At 66.6% G+C, this 14,491-nt stretch carries 14 protein-coding genes; 6 read left to right on the top strand and 8 right to left on the bottom strand.

Going from position 1 to position 14,491, the window contains the following annotated elements:
• Positions 1–65: 65 nt before the first annotated feature.
• The 8 genes from HHL15_RS18525 to HHL15_RS18490 form a co-directional block, all read right to left on the bottom strand.
• On the bottom strand, positions 66–1,307 hold the full coding sequence (locus HHL15_RS18525; protein ID WP_169147289.1) for an MFS transporter: 1,242 nt from the start codon (positions 1,305–1,307) through the stop codon (positions 66–68).
• A gap of 7 nt (positions 1,308–1,314) precedes the next feature.
• Positions 1,315–2,469: a MalY/PatB family protein gene (locus tag HHL15_RS18520; RefSeq protein ID WP_169147288.1), complete on the bottom strand. Its 1,155-nt coding sequence runs from the start codon at positions 2,467–2,469 to the stop codon at positions 1,315–1,317.
• 4 nt (positions 2,470–2,473) lie between these two features.
• Positions 2,474–3,406 carry a cysteine synthase A gene (gene cysK / locus HHL15_RS18515; protein ID WP_169147287.1) on the bottom strand — a complete coding sequence of 311 codons (933 nt, stop codon included), beginning with the start codon at positions 3,404–3,406 and terminating at the stop codon, positions 2,474–2,476.
• Between the two features lie 136 nt (positions 3,407–3,542).
• Entirely contained in the window at positions 3,543–4,067 is a 525-nt protein-coding gene (locus HHL15_RS18510) for an adenylyltransferase/cytidyltransferase family protein (RefSeq protein ID WP_235943492.1), read from the bottom strand.
• Positions 4,068–4,091: 24 nt separating this feature from the next.
• Complete coding sequence (gene clsB / locus HHL15_RS18505) at positions 4,092–5,252, bottom strand: cardiolipin synthase ClsB (protein WP_169147286.1); 1,161 nt, start codon at positions 5,250–5,252, stop codon at positions 4,092–4,094.
• A 12-nt stretch (positions 5,253–5,264) separates the two neighbouring features.
• Complete coding sequence (locus HHL15_RS18500) at positions 5,265–6,014, bottom strand: endonuclease/exonuclease/phosphatase family protein (RefSeq protein ID WP_169147285.1); 750 nt, start codon at positions 6,012–6,014, stop codon at positions 5,265–5,267.
• Positions 6,015–6,181: 167 nt separating this feature from the next.
• Positions 6,182–7,282, bottom strand: a complete 1,101-nt coding sequence (gene nadA, locus HHL15_RS18495; protein WP_169147284.1) for a quinolinate synthase NadA — start codon at positions 7,280–7,282, stop codon at positions 6,182–6,184.
• Positions 7,283–7,301: 19 nt separating this feature from the next.
• Entirely contained in the window at positions 7,302–7,754 is a 453-nt protein-coding gene (locus HHL15_RS18490) for a rhodanese-like domain-containing protein (RefSeq protein WP_169147283.1), read from the bottom strand.
• 365 nt (positions 7,755–8,119) lie between these two features.
• Here HHL15_RS18490 and glnA point away from each other — a divergent pair, with 365 nt between their 5' ends.
• From glnA to HHL15_RS18460, 6 genes are all read left to right on the top strand, one after another.
• Positions 8,120–9,529, top strand: a complete 1,410-nt coding sequence (gene glnA / locus HHL15_RS18485) for a type I glutamate--ammonia ligase (protein WP_169147282.1) — start codon at positions 8,120–8,122, stop codon at positions 9,527–9,529.
• 156 nt (positions 9,530–9,685) lie between these two features.
• The gene (locus tag HHL15_RS18480) at positions 9,686–10,165 is read left to right on the top strand and encodes a DUF4124 domain-containing protein (RefSeq protein ID WP_169147281.1); all 480 of its coding nucleotides are present in this window, start codon (positions 9,686–9,688) and stop codon (positions 10,163–10,165) included.
• A gap of 70 nt (positions 10,166–10,235) precedes the next feature.
• On the top strand, positions 10,236–11,309 hold the full coding sequence (gene glnL, locus HHL15_RS18475) for a nitrogen regulation protein NR(II) (RefSeq protein WP_169147280.1): 1,074 nt from the start codon (positions 10,236–10,238) through the stop codon (positions 11,307–11,309).
• Positions 11,310–11,390: 81 nt separating this feature from the next.
• A complete protein-coding gene (gene ntrC / locus HHL15_RS18470; RefSeq protein WP_169147279.1) occupies positions 11,391–12,794 on the top strand; it encodes a nitrogen regulation protein NR(I) in 1,404 nt (467 codons plus the stop codon).
• Between the two features lie 164 nt (positions 12,795–12,958).
• A complete protein-coding gene (locus tag HHL15_RS18465; RefSeq protein WP_169147356.1) occupies positions 12,959–13,723 on the top strand; it encodes a biotin--[acetyl-CoA-carboxylase] ligase in 765 nt (254 codons plus the stop codon).
• Positions 13,723–14,442, top strand: a complete 720-nt coding sequence (locus HHL15_RS18460) for a type III pantothenate kinase (protein WP_169147278.1) — start codon at positions 13,723–13,725, stop codon at positions 14,440–14,442. The genes HHL15_RS18465 and HHL15_RS18460 overlap by 1 nt, the downstream gene beginning before the upstream one ends.
• The last annotated feature ends 49 nt before the right edge of the window (positions 14,443–14,491 follow it).

The raw sequence follows: 14,491 nt of genomic DNA, 5'->3' as shown, positions 1-14,491 counted from the left end.
ACCTCCTGTTACGGATGGCGACGTGGGGAGTATGCGCTCCGGTGGAGCGTGTTTCTTGCGCTGGATCAGGAAATGCCGTCGGGGTCGTGGGAGGTGGGGCGCATCCCCCCCAGTTCCGGAAAGACCCGTGGCGCCAGCAGCACGATGGCGATGGTCATCAGGCCGCCGGCCACCACGGCGACGACCGGCCCGGTGAGGCTGGCCAGCATGCCCGACTCGAGGGCGCCGAGTTCGTTGGAGGAGCTGATGAAGACCCGGTTCACCGCAGCGACCCGGCCACGCAGGGTGTCGGGGGTGCCTTGCTGGATCACCGTGCTGCGCTGGACCACGCTGATGCTGTCGAGGCCGCCGAGCAGGATCAGGGCGGCGAGGGACAGGGGAAAGGCGGAGGACAGGCCGAAGATCACGGTCATCAGCCCGAAGCCGCCAACGGCGCCGAGGAACAGCCGGCCGTCGAGGGCCACGCCGCGGCGCGCCACGAACAGCCCGGCGACCACCGCCCCGATGGCCGGCGCGGTGCTGAGCAGCCCCAGCCCCGCCGGCCCCACGTGCAGGATGTCCTTGGCGTACACCGGGAGCAGGGCCACGGCGCCGCCGAACAGCACCGCGAACAGGTCGATGCTCATCACGGCCAGCAGCAGGCGCTGGCGCCAGATGTGGGTGAAGCCGGCCAGGAGTTCCGTCATACGCCCACCGGACTGGACCCCGGCATGGCCCCGGGAGCGCTGCCGGATGGCCAGGGCGGCGCCGAGGGCGAGCAGGGTGATGAAGGCGTTGAACAGGTGGATCGGCAGCGCCGAATGGAACAGGGCGAGGCCAAAGCCGGCCAGGGCCGGGGCAGCCATGGAGGCGATCTGGTGCAGGGAGGTGGCCAGGGCGATGCTGGGGGCCAGCCGGGCGGGGGCCACCAGGGTCGGCATCAGGGCATCGCGGGCCGGCCGGTTGAGGATCTGCGCGCAGCCAGTGAGCACCAGGGCGGCGTAGGTCCACCCGGGGGGCAGGTGCAGCCCGGCGCAGACGGCCAGCAGCAGCGTGGCGAGCAGGGTCAGCACCAGGCTGACCACGATCACGCTGCGCCGCTCGAAACGGTCGGCCACCTGCCCGGCGGGCAGGAAGAAGAACAGGATCGGCAGGAACTGGGCCAGCCCGACCAGGCCGAGAGCCATGGCCGTGCCGGTCTGCTCGTAGATCGCCCAGCCCACCGCCACGGCCTGGCCGAACTGCACCGTGGCGCCGGCCACGCTGATCAGCAGGTAGAGCCTGAAGTCGCGGGGTAGGCGATCCTCGGGGGCGGACGCGGCGCTCACCCGGATGTCAGCCGAGCACGGCGCGGCGGATGCGTCCGAGCCCTTCCTCGAGGCGGCTCGGCGGGCAGCCGAAGTTGAGGCGCACAAAGCCGGGCAGGCCGAAGTCCTTGCCATCCGAGAGACCGACGCCGGCACCCTCGAAGAAGGCCGCGGCGTTGGCGATGCCCCGCGCGGTGAGGAAGTCCCGGCAGTCGATCCAGGCCAGGTAGGTGGCCTCGACCGGCGTGGTAACGAGGCCAGGCAGTTCGGCGATCACGGTCTCGACCCGGGCCGCGTTGGCGCGCAGGGTGCCGAGCAGCGCCTCGCGCCAGGGGCCGCCGTCCCGGTAGGCCACCTCGGTGGCGGTCAGGCCGAGGACGTTCACGTGCGGCACGATGCCGGCCATCGCCCGCTTGTAGCGGGCCCGCAGGCTTGCGTCGGGAATGATCGCGAAGGCGCAGTACAGCGCCGGGATGTTCCAGGTCTTGGAGGGCGCCATCAGGGTGATGCTGCGGCGGGCGATGTTCTCGTCGAGCGCCGCGATGGGGATGTGCGGGGTGGCCGGGTCGAGGACCAGCCCGCAGTGGATCTCGTCGGAGCAGATGACCAGGTCGTGGCGCTCGGCCAGCGTGGCGATGCGGGTCAGCTCCTCCCGGTCGAAGACGCGGCCCACCGGGTTGTGCGGGTTGCACAGCATGAACAGGCGCACCCCTTCGGCCAGGGCCGCTTCGGTCCGCGGCCAGTCCCATTCCCAGCGGGCGCCGTTGCGGACCATGGCGGTGCTCACCAAGCGCTGGCCGAAGTTGGCGGGGGCGTGCAGGAAAGGGGGGTAGACCGGGGTGGCGGTGAAAACTCCATCGCCGGGCTGGCCGACCGCCCGTACCGCGACGTTGAAGCCGGTGACCACGCCGGGCAGCCACACCAGCCAGTCGGGCTGGATGCGCCAGGCGTGATCGCGGACGATGCCTTCGATGACGGCTTCCTGCAGGGAGGGCCAGGGGTCGGCGTAGCCGAACACACCATGCTCGAGGCGGGCCTTGAGGGCATCGAGCACGGGGGGCGGCGCGGCGAAGTCCATGTCGGCCACCCACATCGGGATCACGTCACGGCCGGCGTAGCGCCGCCACTTGATGCTGTCGCTGCCGGCCCGGTCCGGGCCCTTGCTGAAATCGAAGGCGGTCAAGCGCTCAAACCTCCAGATGCTGGTAGAGCACGGTGGACAAATAGCGCTCGCCGAAGGACGGGATGATCACAACCACCAGCTTGCCGGCGTTTTCGGGGCGCTCGGCCACCTGCAGGGCGGCCCATACGGCGGCGCCCGAAGAGATCCCGACCAGCAGGCCTTCCTCGCTGGCGAGGCGGCGGGCGACATCGAGGGCCGCATCGTTGGGCACCTGGACGACCTCGTCGTAGATTTTGGTGTTGAGGATGCCCGGTACGAAGCCGGCACCAATGCCCTGGATGGGGTGGGGGCCGCGCTGGCCGCCGGACAGGATGGGGCTGGCGGCGGGCTCGACGGCGATGACCTGGACGCCGGGCTTGCGCGCCTTGAGGACTTCACCCACGCCGGTGACGGTGCCGCCGGTGCCCACGCCGGAGACAAAAATGTCCACCTGGCCGTCGGTGTCGGCCCAGATCTCCTCTGCGGTGGTTTTGCGGTGGATGGCCGGGTTGGCGGGGTTTTCGAATTGCTGGGGGATGAGGTAACGGCTGTCGGCCGCGGCCATTTCCTCGGCCTTCTTCACAGCGCCGGGCATGCCCTCGGGGCCGGGGGTGAGGATCAGGTCGGCGCCATAGGCTTTGAGCAGCAGCTTGCGCTCGCGGCTCATGGTCTCGGGCATCACGAAGGCACACTTGTAGCCGCGTGCCGCGCAGACCATGGCCAGGCCGATGCCGGTGTTGCCGGAGGTGGGCTCGAGGATGATGGTGTCGGGCTTGATCTGGCCGGCCGCTTCGGCAGCGTCGAGCATGGCCGCGGCGATGCGGTCCTTGACGCTGTGGGCTGGGTTGAAGAACTCCAGTTTGAGGGCCAGGGTGGCGCCGTTCTTCGGAGCCAGCTTGTTGAGCTTGACCAGGGGGGTGTTGCCGATCAGTTCGGCGACGTTGTTGGCGATGCGCATGGCGGATCTCCTGCTCAGGAAAAGGGTTGGGTGGCTCTTAGTTATTTTAGGCCTGAAAAAGCCTTGATCTTAGATATGAAAGGAATAATAAAAGAACCTGCCGTGGCGCCCAAGGTCCCGCAGACGCCTGTCCTGCCTAGAGGCGGCGGATCTTGTCGAGCAGGGCGGTGGTCGAGCGCTGGTGTTCGAAGGGAATGGAGTGCACGCTGCCGCCGCGCGCGAGGGTCTCCGGTGCTCCCACGATGCGCTCCGGCGCCCAGTCGCCGCCCTTGACCAGCACGTCGGGCTGGCATTCCAGGATGCGCGCGATGGGTGTGTCCTCGTCGAACCAGGTCACCAGGTCCACGCAGGCCAGGGAGGCCATCACCGCCAGGCGGTCGGCCAGTGTGTTGATCGGTCGGTCGGCGCCTTTGCCCTGGCGGCGCACCGAGTCATCGCTGTTGAGCGCCACCACCATGGCCGCACCCAGGGCGCGGGCCTGGGCCAGGTAGGTGACGTGCCCCCGGTGCAGGATGTCGAAGCAGCCGTTGGTGAACACCAGCGGGCGCGGCAGCGTGGCGATGCGTTCGGCAAGGTGTTCGGGGGGGCAGATCCTGGATTCGAAGTCGGGGGCAGGGTACATGGCGTGGCAATGGTCAGTGGCGGTTTGGGCAGCCCGCATTCTCCCATGTCCGGGGAGGCTTGCTCAGTGGCGGTTGCCGTAGCCGGCGATGCCTATCATCAGTCGCACCAGCCCGTATGCAGTCCAGTTGATCAGGCGCTGCGACAGGGGCGCGCGTTGCCAGGCATCGGCATGGATCTCCCGGCCTCCCCGGGCGATGGCCTGCAGCAGGCTGTCGCGCAAGGTGGCAGCGAAGGGGGAGTGACGGATCACCACGTTGGCCTCACGGGCCAGAAGGAGGCTGAAGGGGTCGATATTGCTGGAGCCGACGGTGGCCCAGTGCTCGTCGATCACGGCGACCTTGGCATGCAGGTAGCTGCGGTGGTACTCGATGATCCGTATGCCGGCGCTCAGCAGGGAGTCGTAGATGGCCCGGGTGGCTAGCTGCTGTAGGGGGTGGTCGGCGAGCCCCTGGACCAGCAGGGTGATGCGGACGCCTCGCCGGGCCGCGGCCAGCAGGGCCTGGCGGAAGCGCCGGCCGGGCAGGAAGTAGGCGTTGGCGAGGATGATCTCGCGGCGGGCGGCGGCGATGCCCAGCAGGTAGGCGTCCTCGATGTCGCGCCGGTGGCGGATGTTGTCGCGGATCACGAAGGCCGCTTCCGTGTCGCCGACCGGGAGGGCCTGGGGATGCACCTTGCCGAGCAGGCGCAGGCGGCGCCGGAAGGAGGCCCAGCTGACCAGCCCCCAGACATGCCAGGCGCTGGAATGGATGGGGGCCAGCAGGGGGCCCTCTATGCGTACCGTGTAGTCCTGGCGGGGGGCGTCCAGGGCTGGGGCTTCGTAGTCGCTGATGATGTTGATGCCACCGACAAAGGCGACGCGGCCGTCGATGACCGCCAGCTTGCGGTGCAGCCGGCGCAGGCGGTGGCGACGCAGGGACAGGGTGGCGACCTCGCGGCGGTAGATCAGCACATGGACGCCGGCCTCCGTCAGGGGCTCCATCAGGTGCGCCACAAAATCCCGTCCGCCGAAGCCATCCACGATCAGACGCACGGTGACGCCGCGCCGGGCGGCCCGTTGCAGGGCCTCGGACACTGTCCGGCCGATATCGTCAGAGGCAAAAATGTAGGTTTCGAGGAAGATCTCGGTGGTGGCGCGGTTGATCTCTTCCACCAGGGTGGGGAAGAAGCAGGTGCCGTTTTCCAGCAGGGTGAGGGCATTGCCCCGCAGCCATTGGACGGTCATCGGCGGCGTGCTTCAGTGGGTGCTGAGCTGGGCGGTGAGGGGGGCATGGTCCGAGATCTGGCTCCATGGCAGGCCGTAGTGCACTTCGGCCCGGTCCACGCTGAAGCCCCGCACATAGATCCGGTCCAGGCGCAGCACGGGCAGGTTGCTCGGGAAGCTCCGTGCCGGCCGGCCGCGGATCGACACGAAGGCCTCCGTCACGCCCAGCTGCGAGGTCAGGCAGTCGTCGGCGTGGTTGCGCCAGTCGTTGAAGTCACCGGCGATGATCAGCGGCGCACCGGCCGGCGCCAGCTCGTCGAGGCGTTTGACCAGGGCGGCCATCTGGCGCCGCCGGCTGCCGGCGGTCAGGCCGAGGTGCACGCAGACGCAATGTACGGGCTCCCGCATGCCATCGACCCGGATCTCGCAGTGGAGCAGGCCGCGGCTTTCGAAGCGGTGGTCGGAGACGTCCTGGTTGGCCTGGGACAGGATGGGATGGCGGCTGAGGATGGCGTTGCCGTGATGGCCGTGGTCGTAGACGGCGTTGCCGCCGTAGGCGGTCTGCTGCCACACGTCGCGGGCCAGGAACTCGTGTTGGGGCTGGGTCGGCCAGTCGGGGCGGAGGTGCGCATGGCGCAGGTGCATGCCTTGGACTTCCTGCAGGAAGACGACGTCGGCGCCGAGCAGGCGCAGGCGCTCGCGCAGGTCGTGGATGGACAGGCGCCGGTTGAACTGGGAGAAACCTTTGTGGATGTTGTAGGTACAGATGCGCAGGCTGCTCATCGGATCTCCTTCATGGTTGTACCCGGCCTGCGATGAAAAACAACCCCCCGCGCTCCACCGCTGCGCGGGGTCGCTGCCCCCGCGGGGGCTTTTCATCTAGGGGCGGCCCTGCGATGAAGAACGGCGCCCGCAGGCGCCGCTTGAGTGCGGAGTTGCGGGTTGGCCGCTCAGGACACGGCGAGCATGCGTTCCAGGGCAACCTTGGCCAGCGTGGCCTCGTGTTCGGGTACGGTGATGCGGTTGACCACCTTGCCGTCGGCGAGGTTCTCGAGAGTCCAGGCCAAGTGTTGCGGGTCGATGCGCTGCATGGTCGAGCACATGCACACCGTGGGGGCCATGAACTGGACGATCTTGCCTTCCGGCTTCACTTCTTCGGCCAGGCGGTTCACCAGGTTCAGCTCGGTGCCGACCAGCCAGCGGGTGCCGGGGGCGGCGTCCTTGATCACCTTGATGATGTACTCGGTGGAGCCCACGTAGTCGGACTGGCGGCACACTTCCAGTGAGCTCTCCGGATGGGAGATGACGAAGCCGTCCGGATACTGATTGCGGAACTTGATGATGTGCGCCGGCTGGAACATCTGGTGCACCGAGCAGTGCCCCTTCCAGAGCAGCACCTTGGCCTTGCGGATCTGTTCCGGGGTGAGGCCGCCATATTCCTGGTCGGGATCCCACACCACCATCTCGTCGAGGGGGATGTTCTTCTTGAAGCCGGTCCACCGGCCGAGGTGCTGGTCGGGGAAGAACAGCACCTTCTCGCGCTGCTTGAAGGCCCAGTCGAGGATCACGGGGGCGTTGGTGGAGGTGCACACGATGCCGCCATGCTCGCCGCAGAAGGCTTTGAGATCGGCGGCGGAGTTGATGTAGGTCACCGGGGTGATCTGCTCGTCCGGCGTGCCGAGCACTTCGGTGAGTTCCCGCCAGCAGCGTTCCACCTTGGCCAGGTTGGCCATGTCGGCCATCGAACAGCCGGCCGCCAGGTCGGGCAGGATGGCCTGCTGGTGGGGCTTGGACATGATGTCCGCCACTTCGGCCATGAAATGCACACCGCAGAACACGATGAACTCGGCGTCGGTTTCGGCGGCCAGGCGCGACAGCTTGAGGGAGTCGCCGGTGAGGTCGGCGTATTTGTAAACGTCCGCGCGCTGGTAGTGGTGGCACAGCAGCACGGCCCGGTCACCGAGGCGGGCCCGGGCGGCCTGGATGCGGGCATGCGCGTCTTGGTCGGAGAGCGTGTTGAAACGGTCGAAACTGATGGCTACGGCTTGCATCTCTGGGGTGTCCTGTTGTTCAGCCCTGGTTCCACGGCAGGCCGGCATGGCGCCAGCCCCCGACCTTGTTACGGTGGCCGCTGGCATCCTTGTCGCCCTCGAAGCCTTCGAGGATGTTGTAGGCGTTGGTGTAGCCCGAGTTGGCGGCCAGTGTCGCTGCAGCATTGGAGCGCGCTCCGCTGCGACACAGGAACATGACCAGGGCTTCCGGATCCACCTGACGCTTGAATTGGGCGAGAAAATGGGGGTTGGGTTCGTTGCCCGGGTAGAGCATCCACTCGATCTCGATCGCGCCGGGAATCCGGCCGACCCAGTCCCATTCGGCCCGGGTGCGCACGTCCACCAGCTTGGCACCGGGGGCTAGTGCCAGGATCTCCGAGGCTTCGCGGGGCGTGAGGGAACCCGCATAGGGGAGGTTCAGCCCACGGGCGCGTTCCTGGGCGAGGTTGAGGGTGTCACTGAGTTTTCCCATGGCGGTAGTCCGATGAGAACGACGGGTTTGCGAGTATACCGCTGCCCCCCGGGGCTGCAAGCGGTGTGCGGACATGTCTTCACCGCGCCGGGGATGACGGTGGCTGGTGGGCCTTGACGGTGCATGCTTCGGGGTGGGTGGGGGGAATGGCTGCGAAATTGCACCAATGCGGTGCGATTTGTGAGTGCTGAGCACTATATCGGTGCAATATTTTTTCGGGGCGCGCCTTATTGCCCTTGTGGCACAATGAGGTGTTTTGTTTTTCGGGCTGGCATGTTTGATGCTTGCTTGCTCGGCTGAGTCATTGTAGTAACCGATATCTTTTTCCACTGCGCAGCAGCTTCAACCCGTTAGGAGTGAGTTATATGACCCCGCAAGACGTCATGAAGATCGTCCAGGAAAACGAAGTCAAATTTGTTGATTTTCGTTTCACCGATACCAAGGGCAAGGAACAGCACGTTGGCGTGCCGGTCAGCGCTTTCGACGAAGACAAGTTCGAAAGCGGTCATGCATTCGACGGCTCCTCGATCGCCGGCTGGAAGGGTATCCAGGCTTCCGACATGCTGCTGATGCCGGACCCCAGCACCGCCTACATCGATCCGTTCTTCGACGAAACCACTCTGGTCCTGAGCTGTGACGTGATCGATCCGGCCGACGGCAAGGGCTACGACCGCGACCCGCGCTCCATCGCCAACCGCGCCGAGGCTTACCTCAAGTCCTCCGGCATCGGCGACACCGCCTACTTTGGTCCGGAACCCGAATTCTTCATCTTCGACTCCGTCGAGTGGAAGGTCGGCATGTCCGGCGCCTACCACAAGATCTTCTCCGAAGAAGCTGCCTGGTCGTCCGACCAGAAGTTCGAAGGTGGCAACACCGGCTACCGCCCCGCTGTGAAGGGTGGCTACTTCCCGGTTCCCCCGGTCGACTCCTTCAACGACATGCGTGCCGCCATGTGTCTGGCCCTCGAAGCCTGCGGCGTGCCCGTTGAAGTGCACCACCACGAAGTGGCGACCGCCGGCCAGAACGAAATCGGCACCAAGTTCGACACCCTGGTGCGTCGCGCCGACCAGACCCAGATCACCAAGTACATCGTCCAGAACGTTGCCCACCAGTACGGCAAGACGGCTACCTTCATGCCGAAGCCCATCGTTGGTGACAACGGTTCCGGCATGCACGTGCACCAGTCCATCTGGAAGGACGGCAAGAACCTGTTCGCTGGCAATGGCTACGCCGGTCTGTCCGAGACCGCCCTGTACTACATCGGCGGCATCATCAAGCACGCCCGTGCGCTGAACGCCATCACCAACCCGCTGACCAACTCCTACAAGCGTCTGGTGCCCCATTACGAAGCTCCGGTGAAGCTGGCCTACTCCGCCAAGAACCGTTCCGCTTCCATCCGCATCCCGTTTGTGAACAGCGAAAAGGCTCGCCGCATCGAGACCCGTTTCCCGGATCCGGGTGCCAACCCCTACCTGTGCTTCGCCGCGCTGATGATGGCCGGCCTCGACGGCATCCAGAACAAGATCCACCCGGGCGACCCCGCCGACAAGAACCTGTACGATCTGCCGCCGGAAGAAGATGCGCTTATCCCGACCGTCTGTTCCAGCCTCGAACAGGCTCTGGAAGCCCTGGACAAGGACCGCGAGTTCCTGACCCGCGGCGGCGTCTTCAGCAACGACTTCATCGACTCCTTCATTGCCCTCAAGCAGGAAGAAGTGAACCGTCTGCGCGTTGAAGTGCATCCGGTCGAGTTCGAGATGTACTACGCCATCTGATCTCCGGATCGGAGCCGGTCAGCCTGCTGGCCGGTTGATGCGTTACAGGGGACGGGCCGAGGCTCGTCCCCTTTTCTTTTTGTTTCCAGCCCGCGTTTGTGTTTGCCCGGGCCGGCCCCTAAACTAGCGCTGCTTCCGGAACTGCCTGTGCCCACCATGCTCTCGAGAATCCCTGTTCTGCTGGCTGTACTGCTGTACGCGCTGCCTGTGCGGGCCGACATCTATAAGTGCGTTGATGAGGCGGGGCACACGACCTATACCAACAGCAAGTCGTCCGTGAAGGGGTGCAGCATGCTGGCGCGGGATCAGGCCGTTTCGTCCGTTCCCAGTGCATCGCGCCCGGCTGCGCCCCAAGGCGGTGCATCCGGTACGTCGGCGGGCTTCCCCCGGGTCGATACGGGCACTCAAAAGGCGCGTGACAATGATCGCCGGCGCATTCTCGACGATGAACTGGCCAGCGAGCAGCGGGCCCTTGAGGTGGCCCGCAAGGAGCTGGTTGACCAGGAGGCGCTCCGCTATGGCGATGAGCGCAACTACCAGAAGGTGCTGGACCGCCTGCAGCCCTTCAAGGACAAGGTGCAAATCCACGAGCGCAACATCGAGGCGCTGCGCAGGGAGATCTCCAACCTGCGCTAGGTTGTCCCGCGACGCGCCTCCGCATGCGGGTGTGGGGTAAGTGGTCTGCTTCTTGCATTAATCTGCCCATATGCAAAACGACCCGTCCCGATCCGCTGTTTCGCCCTTTGCCGGGCTTGAGCTCCTCTCATCTGCCGTGGTGCTGGTGGACGATGAATTCATCGTTCGTTATCTGAATCCGGGGGCGGAGAACCTGTTTGCGGCGAGCAGCCGCAAGATCGTCGGCTACTCCCTGCGGAGGCTGCTGGGCGAGCCGGTCGGGCTGGCCAGCGCCCTCAACAACGTGTTGCGGGACAACTGGAGCTATACCGGGCATAACCTCACGGTGGTGCGCCCCGGAATGGAAGCCCTGCACCTGGATTGCACGGTGACGCCCATCGATTCGGGCAATGCGCGCCTCCTGCTGGAGTTCCGGCCCATGGATGCGCACCTGAAAGTGGCGCGGGAGGAACAGCTCGCGCACCAGCAACAGGCGAACCGCGAGCTGATCCGCAATCTGGCGCACGAAATCAAGAATCCCCTCGGGGGCATCCGCGGCTCGGCCCAGCTGCTCGAGCGGGAACTGGACGACCCCCAGCTCCGGGAATACACCCAGGTGATCATCGCCGAGGTGGATCGCCTGCAGGATCTGATGAACCGGCTGCTCACCTCGCACCGGATGATGCAGCCCTCGCAGCTCAACCCGCATGACGTGCTCGAGCGGGTGAGGCGCCTGATCCTCGCCGAGTTTCCGTCGGTCGGGGTGCGCCGCGACTACGACACCAGCCTGCCCTACATCACCGGTGACCGGGAGCAGCTCATCCAGGCCATCCTCAACATCGCCCGCAACGCCGCCCAGGCGCTCAATGGCAATGGCGAGATCGTCCTGCGGACCCGCGCCGCCCGGCAGGTCACCCTGGCCAAGCGGCGTTTCAAGCTGGCCCTGCAGCTCCAGGTGATCGACAACGGGCCCGGCATTCCGGACGCCATCCGGGACAAGATCTTCTATCCGCTGGTGTCGGGGCGGGAAAACGGCAGCGGCCTGGGCTTGTCCCTGGCCCAGAGTTTCATCGAGCAGCATCAGGGCGCCATCGAGGTCGAGTCGCGGCCCGGTCGAACCTGCTTTACGGTCTTTCTGCCGATTTCGCGGGATATGGAAGCGTGATGTGCGCGTCGATGCACGATAATGGTGCATTGATGCCGGTGCTCATTTTTTTGCTGTCTCTCTCTTGTGCGTGTGAATGACATGAATGCAGTGTGGATTGTTGATGACGACCGTTCCATCCGCTGGGTGCTGGAAAAGGCCCTGGCCCGGGAGGAAATTCCATACAAGAGCTTCGGCTCGGCGGGGGAGGTGCTGGCCGCGCTGGAAAGTACGGCCCAGGCGCCCCGCGTGCTGCTGTCCGACATCCGCATGCCCGGAGAGTCCGGCCTGACCCTGCTGTCCAAGGTCAAGACCCGCTTCCCCCACATGCCGGTCATCATCATGACCGCCTACTCCGATCTGGACAGTGCGGTGGCGGCCTTCCAGGGGGGCGCCTTTGAATACCTGCCCAAGCCCTTCGACGTCGATCAGGCGGTCGAGCTGGTGCGTCGTGCCATTGACGAGAGCGCCCACCAGGCGGGTTCCGAGGAGGTGCTCAGCGCCGTCCCGGAGATCCTAGGCCAGGCGCCGGCCATGCAGGAGGTGTTCCGGGCCATCGGCCGGCTCTCCCAGTCGCATGCCACGGTGCTGATCAATGGTGAGTCGGGCTCAGGCAAGGAGCTGGTCGCCCGCGCCCTGCACCGCCACAGTCCGCGCAAGGACGCGCCCTTCATCGCGATCAACACTGCGGCGATCCCCCGCGACCTGCTGGAGTCCGAGCTGTTTGGCCATGAGCGTGGTGCCTTCACCGGTGCCCAGACCATGCGCCGGGGCCGTTTCGAGCAGGCCGAGGGCGGCACCCTGTTCCTCGATGAGATCGGCGACATGCCGGCCGAGCTGCAGACCCGCCTGCTGCGTGTGCTGTCCGACAACAACTTCTACCGGGTTGGTGGCCATCAGCCGATCAAGGCCAATGTGCGGGTGATCGCCGCCACCCACCAGAACATGGAAGAGCGGGTCCGTCAGGGCTTGTTCCGGGAGGACTTGTTCCACCGCCTCAATGTGATCCGCCTGCGTCTGCCGCCGCTACGCGAGCGGCGTGAGGACATCCCGCCCCTGGCCCGTCACTTCATCGCCCTGTCGGCACAGGAACTGGGCGTCGAGGCCAAGCGCCTGTCGGAGGCGACCCTCAAGTACCTGCAGAGCCTGGATTTTCCGGGCAATGTGCGCCAGCTCGAGAACCTCTGCCATTGGCTGACCGTGATGGCGCCGGGGCAGACCGTCGAGGTGGCCGACCTGCCGCCCGAGCTGAAGGACCAGCCGACCCGCGAGCAGCCGGCCAACTGGTGCGATGCCCTGATGGTGGAGGCCGACCGCGCCCTGGCACAGAATCCCGGGGAGGTTTTCGACCGCCTGAACAAGGACTTCGAACGCATCCTGATCCGTCGTGCCCTGGCGGCCACCGGCGGCCGCCGTATCGAGGCGGCCCAGCTGCTGGGTATCGGCCGCAATACGATCACCCGCAAGATCCAGGAGCTGGGGCTCGAAGAGCCCGATCACGCCTGAGCGCCCGGCTGCATTCCGGGGTCATGTCCCCTCTTGCCGGCCCTCTGCACGGGGCCGGCTTCGCTGCATTCCCTGCTTCGTCCATAATGACCGGCTTGTTGCAACCTGCCGGGAATGAATTCTTGGAACCGATCGGATACGAAGCCCTCGATGCGGGGGCGGTGATGGCCGCTTTGGGGGACAAGGCCGTGGCCTTTTCCCTGGTGTGCGTGCCGGAGTGTGATTCCACCAACACGCGCCTGATGGCCGAGCCGCCGCCCGACGACGGGCGGGTGCATGTGCTTGCCGCCGATGTGCAGACCGCCGGCCGCGGACGACGTGGCCGGGTGTGGCAGTCGTGGCCCGGCGCCAGCCTGACCTTCTCGGCTCTGTGGCGTTTTGCGCCCGGCGCGCCGGTTCCCGCCGGCCTGTCGCTGGTGGCCGGGCTGGCCGTGGCGCGGGCGCTGGAGGGGCTCGGCGTCGAGGGTGTCCAGCTCAAGTGGCCCAACGACGTGCTGATCCACGGCTGCAAGCTGGCCGGCATCCTCGTCGAGCTGATGCCTGGCCGCGGGCGCACCCCGGCTGCCGTGGTCGGCATCGGCATCAATCTGCGCCTGCCTGCCGATGCGGCCATCGATTACCCGACCGGCGTCACCGATCTGGCGGCCTGCCTGCCTGCTCCGCCCGGGGCCGGCGCACTGCTGGCCCGGGTGCTCGCCGAGTTGCAGGCCCTGTTCGAGATCTATGCGGCGGCCGGCTTTCCGGCCCTGCGCGGCGCCTGGCAGCAGCGCAACGCCTTTGCCGACCTGCCGGTGCGCATCCTCGGCGAAGCCGAATCCCTCAGCGGCCGCTGTGCCGGGGTGGACGAGGATGGCGCCTTGTTGCTGGAGACCGAGACAGGCCTGCGCCGGGTGCTGTCCGGCGAGGTGTCCTTGCGGGTGGCGGGTTGATGGATCTCGTGCTCGATGTGGGCAATACCCGCTTGAAGTGGGGGCTGCACGATGGCCTGGTATGGCGCGGGCAAGGGGCGCTGTTGCTCACGGCGCTCGATGGGCTGGGAGAGGTGCTGGCGGGTTTCGACAAGGTGCAGCGCGTGCTCGGCGCCAACGTGGCCGGGTCGAGCGTGGCTGGACGCATCGGGGCTATGCTTGCTGCCCGGGGGCTGGATGCCGAATGGATCCGTCCGGAACGGGAGGGCTTCGGGGTGCGCAACGCCTACCAGGACCCGTCCCGGCTGGGGGCGGACCGCTGGGCGGCCCTGGTCGGCGCCCGGGCACTGCACGCTGCGGCGGCTCTGGTGGTGACCTCCGGCACGGCCACGACGGCCGATGTGCTGGATGGGCAAGGATGCTTCCAGGGCGGTGTGATCCTGCCGGGGCTGGAGCTGATGCGCATGTCCCTGGCCCGCGACACGGCCCAGCTGCCGTTCACTGACGGGCGTTTCGAGGCCTTTCCGCAGCGTACGGCCGATGCCATCTTCACTGGCTGCCTGCATGCCCAGCTGGGCGCCATCGAGCGCATGTATCGTCTGGTCGAAGCCGAGCCCGGAGCTGTGTGCCTCCTGAATGGCGGGGCGGCCGCTGTGCTGGCACCGATGCTGAGTTGCCCGTTGCGGCAGGTGGACAATCTTGTGCTCGAAGGCCTCGTCCGCATGCTGGGCGAGCGGTGAGGCCCCTGGCGGGCTATCTGCTTGATGGGCGCCTTTTCCCGTTTTGCCT

Source organism: Zoogloea dura, from assembly GCF_012927165.1.
Classification (GTDB): Bacteria; Pseudomonadota; Gammaproteobacteria; order Burkholderiales; family Rhodocyclaceae; genus Zoogloea; species Zoogloea dura.
This window is presented reverse-complemented; position numbering and strand designations above follow the sequence as displayed.

Excerpts from the sequence above, each read along its gene's own strand:
- cysK (WP_169147287.1), bottom strand. The coding sequence starts at position 3,406 with ATGCGCATCGCCAACAACGTCGCCGAACTGATCGGCAACACCCCCCTG.
- HHL15_RS18510 (WP_235943492.1), bottom strand. The coding sequence starts at position 4,067 with ATGCGGGCTGCCCAAACCGCCACTGACCATTGCCACGCCATGTACCCT.
- clsB (WP_169147286.1), bottom strand. The coding sequence starts at position 5,252 with ATGACCGTCCAATGGCTGCGGGGCAATGCCCTCACCCTGCTGGAAAAC.
- HHL15_RS18500 (WP_169147285.1), bottom strand. The coding sequence starts at position 6,014 with ATGAGCAGCCTGCGCATCTGTACCTACAACATCCACAAAGGTTTCTCC.
- nadA (WP_169147284.1), bottom strand. The coding sequence starts at position 7,282 with ATGCAAGCCGTAGCCATCAGTTTCGACCGTTTCAACACGCTCTCCGAC.
- HHL15_RS18490 (WP_169147283.1), bottom strand. The coding sequence starts at position 7,754 with ATGGGAAAACTCAGTGACACCCTCAACCTCGCCCAGGAACGCGCCCGT.
- glnA (WP_169147282.1), top strand. The coding sequence starts at position 8,120 with ATGACCCCGCAAGACGTCATGAAGATCGTCCAGGAAAACGAAGTCAAA.
- HHL15_RS18480 (WP_169147281.1), top strand. The coding sequence starts at position 9,686 with ATGCTCTCGAGAATCCCTGTTCTGCTGGCTGTACTGCTGTACGCGCTG.
- glnL (WP_169147280.1), top strand. The coding sequence starts at position 10,236 with ATGCAAAACGACCCGTCCCGATCCGCTGTTTCGCCCTTTGCCGGGCTT.
- ntrC (WP_169147279.1), top strand. The coding sequence starts at position 11,391 with ATGAATGCAGTGTGGATTGTTGATGACGACCGTTCCATCCGCTGGGTG.
- HHL15_RS18465 (WP_169147356.1), top strand. The coding sequence starts at position 12,959 with ATGGCCGCTTTGGGGGACAAGGCCGTGGCCTTTTCCCTGGTGTGCGTG.
- HHL15_RS18460 (WP_169147278.1), top strand. The coding sequence starts at position 13,723 with ATGGATCTCGTGCTCGATGTGGGCAATACCCGCTTGAAGTGGGGGCTG.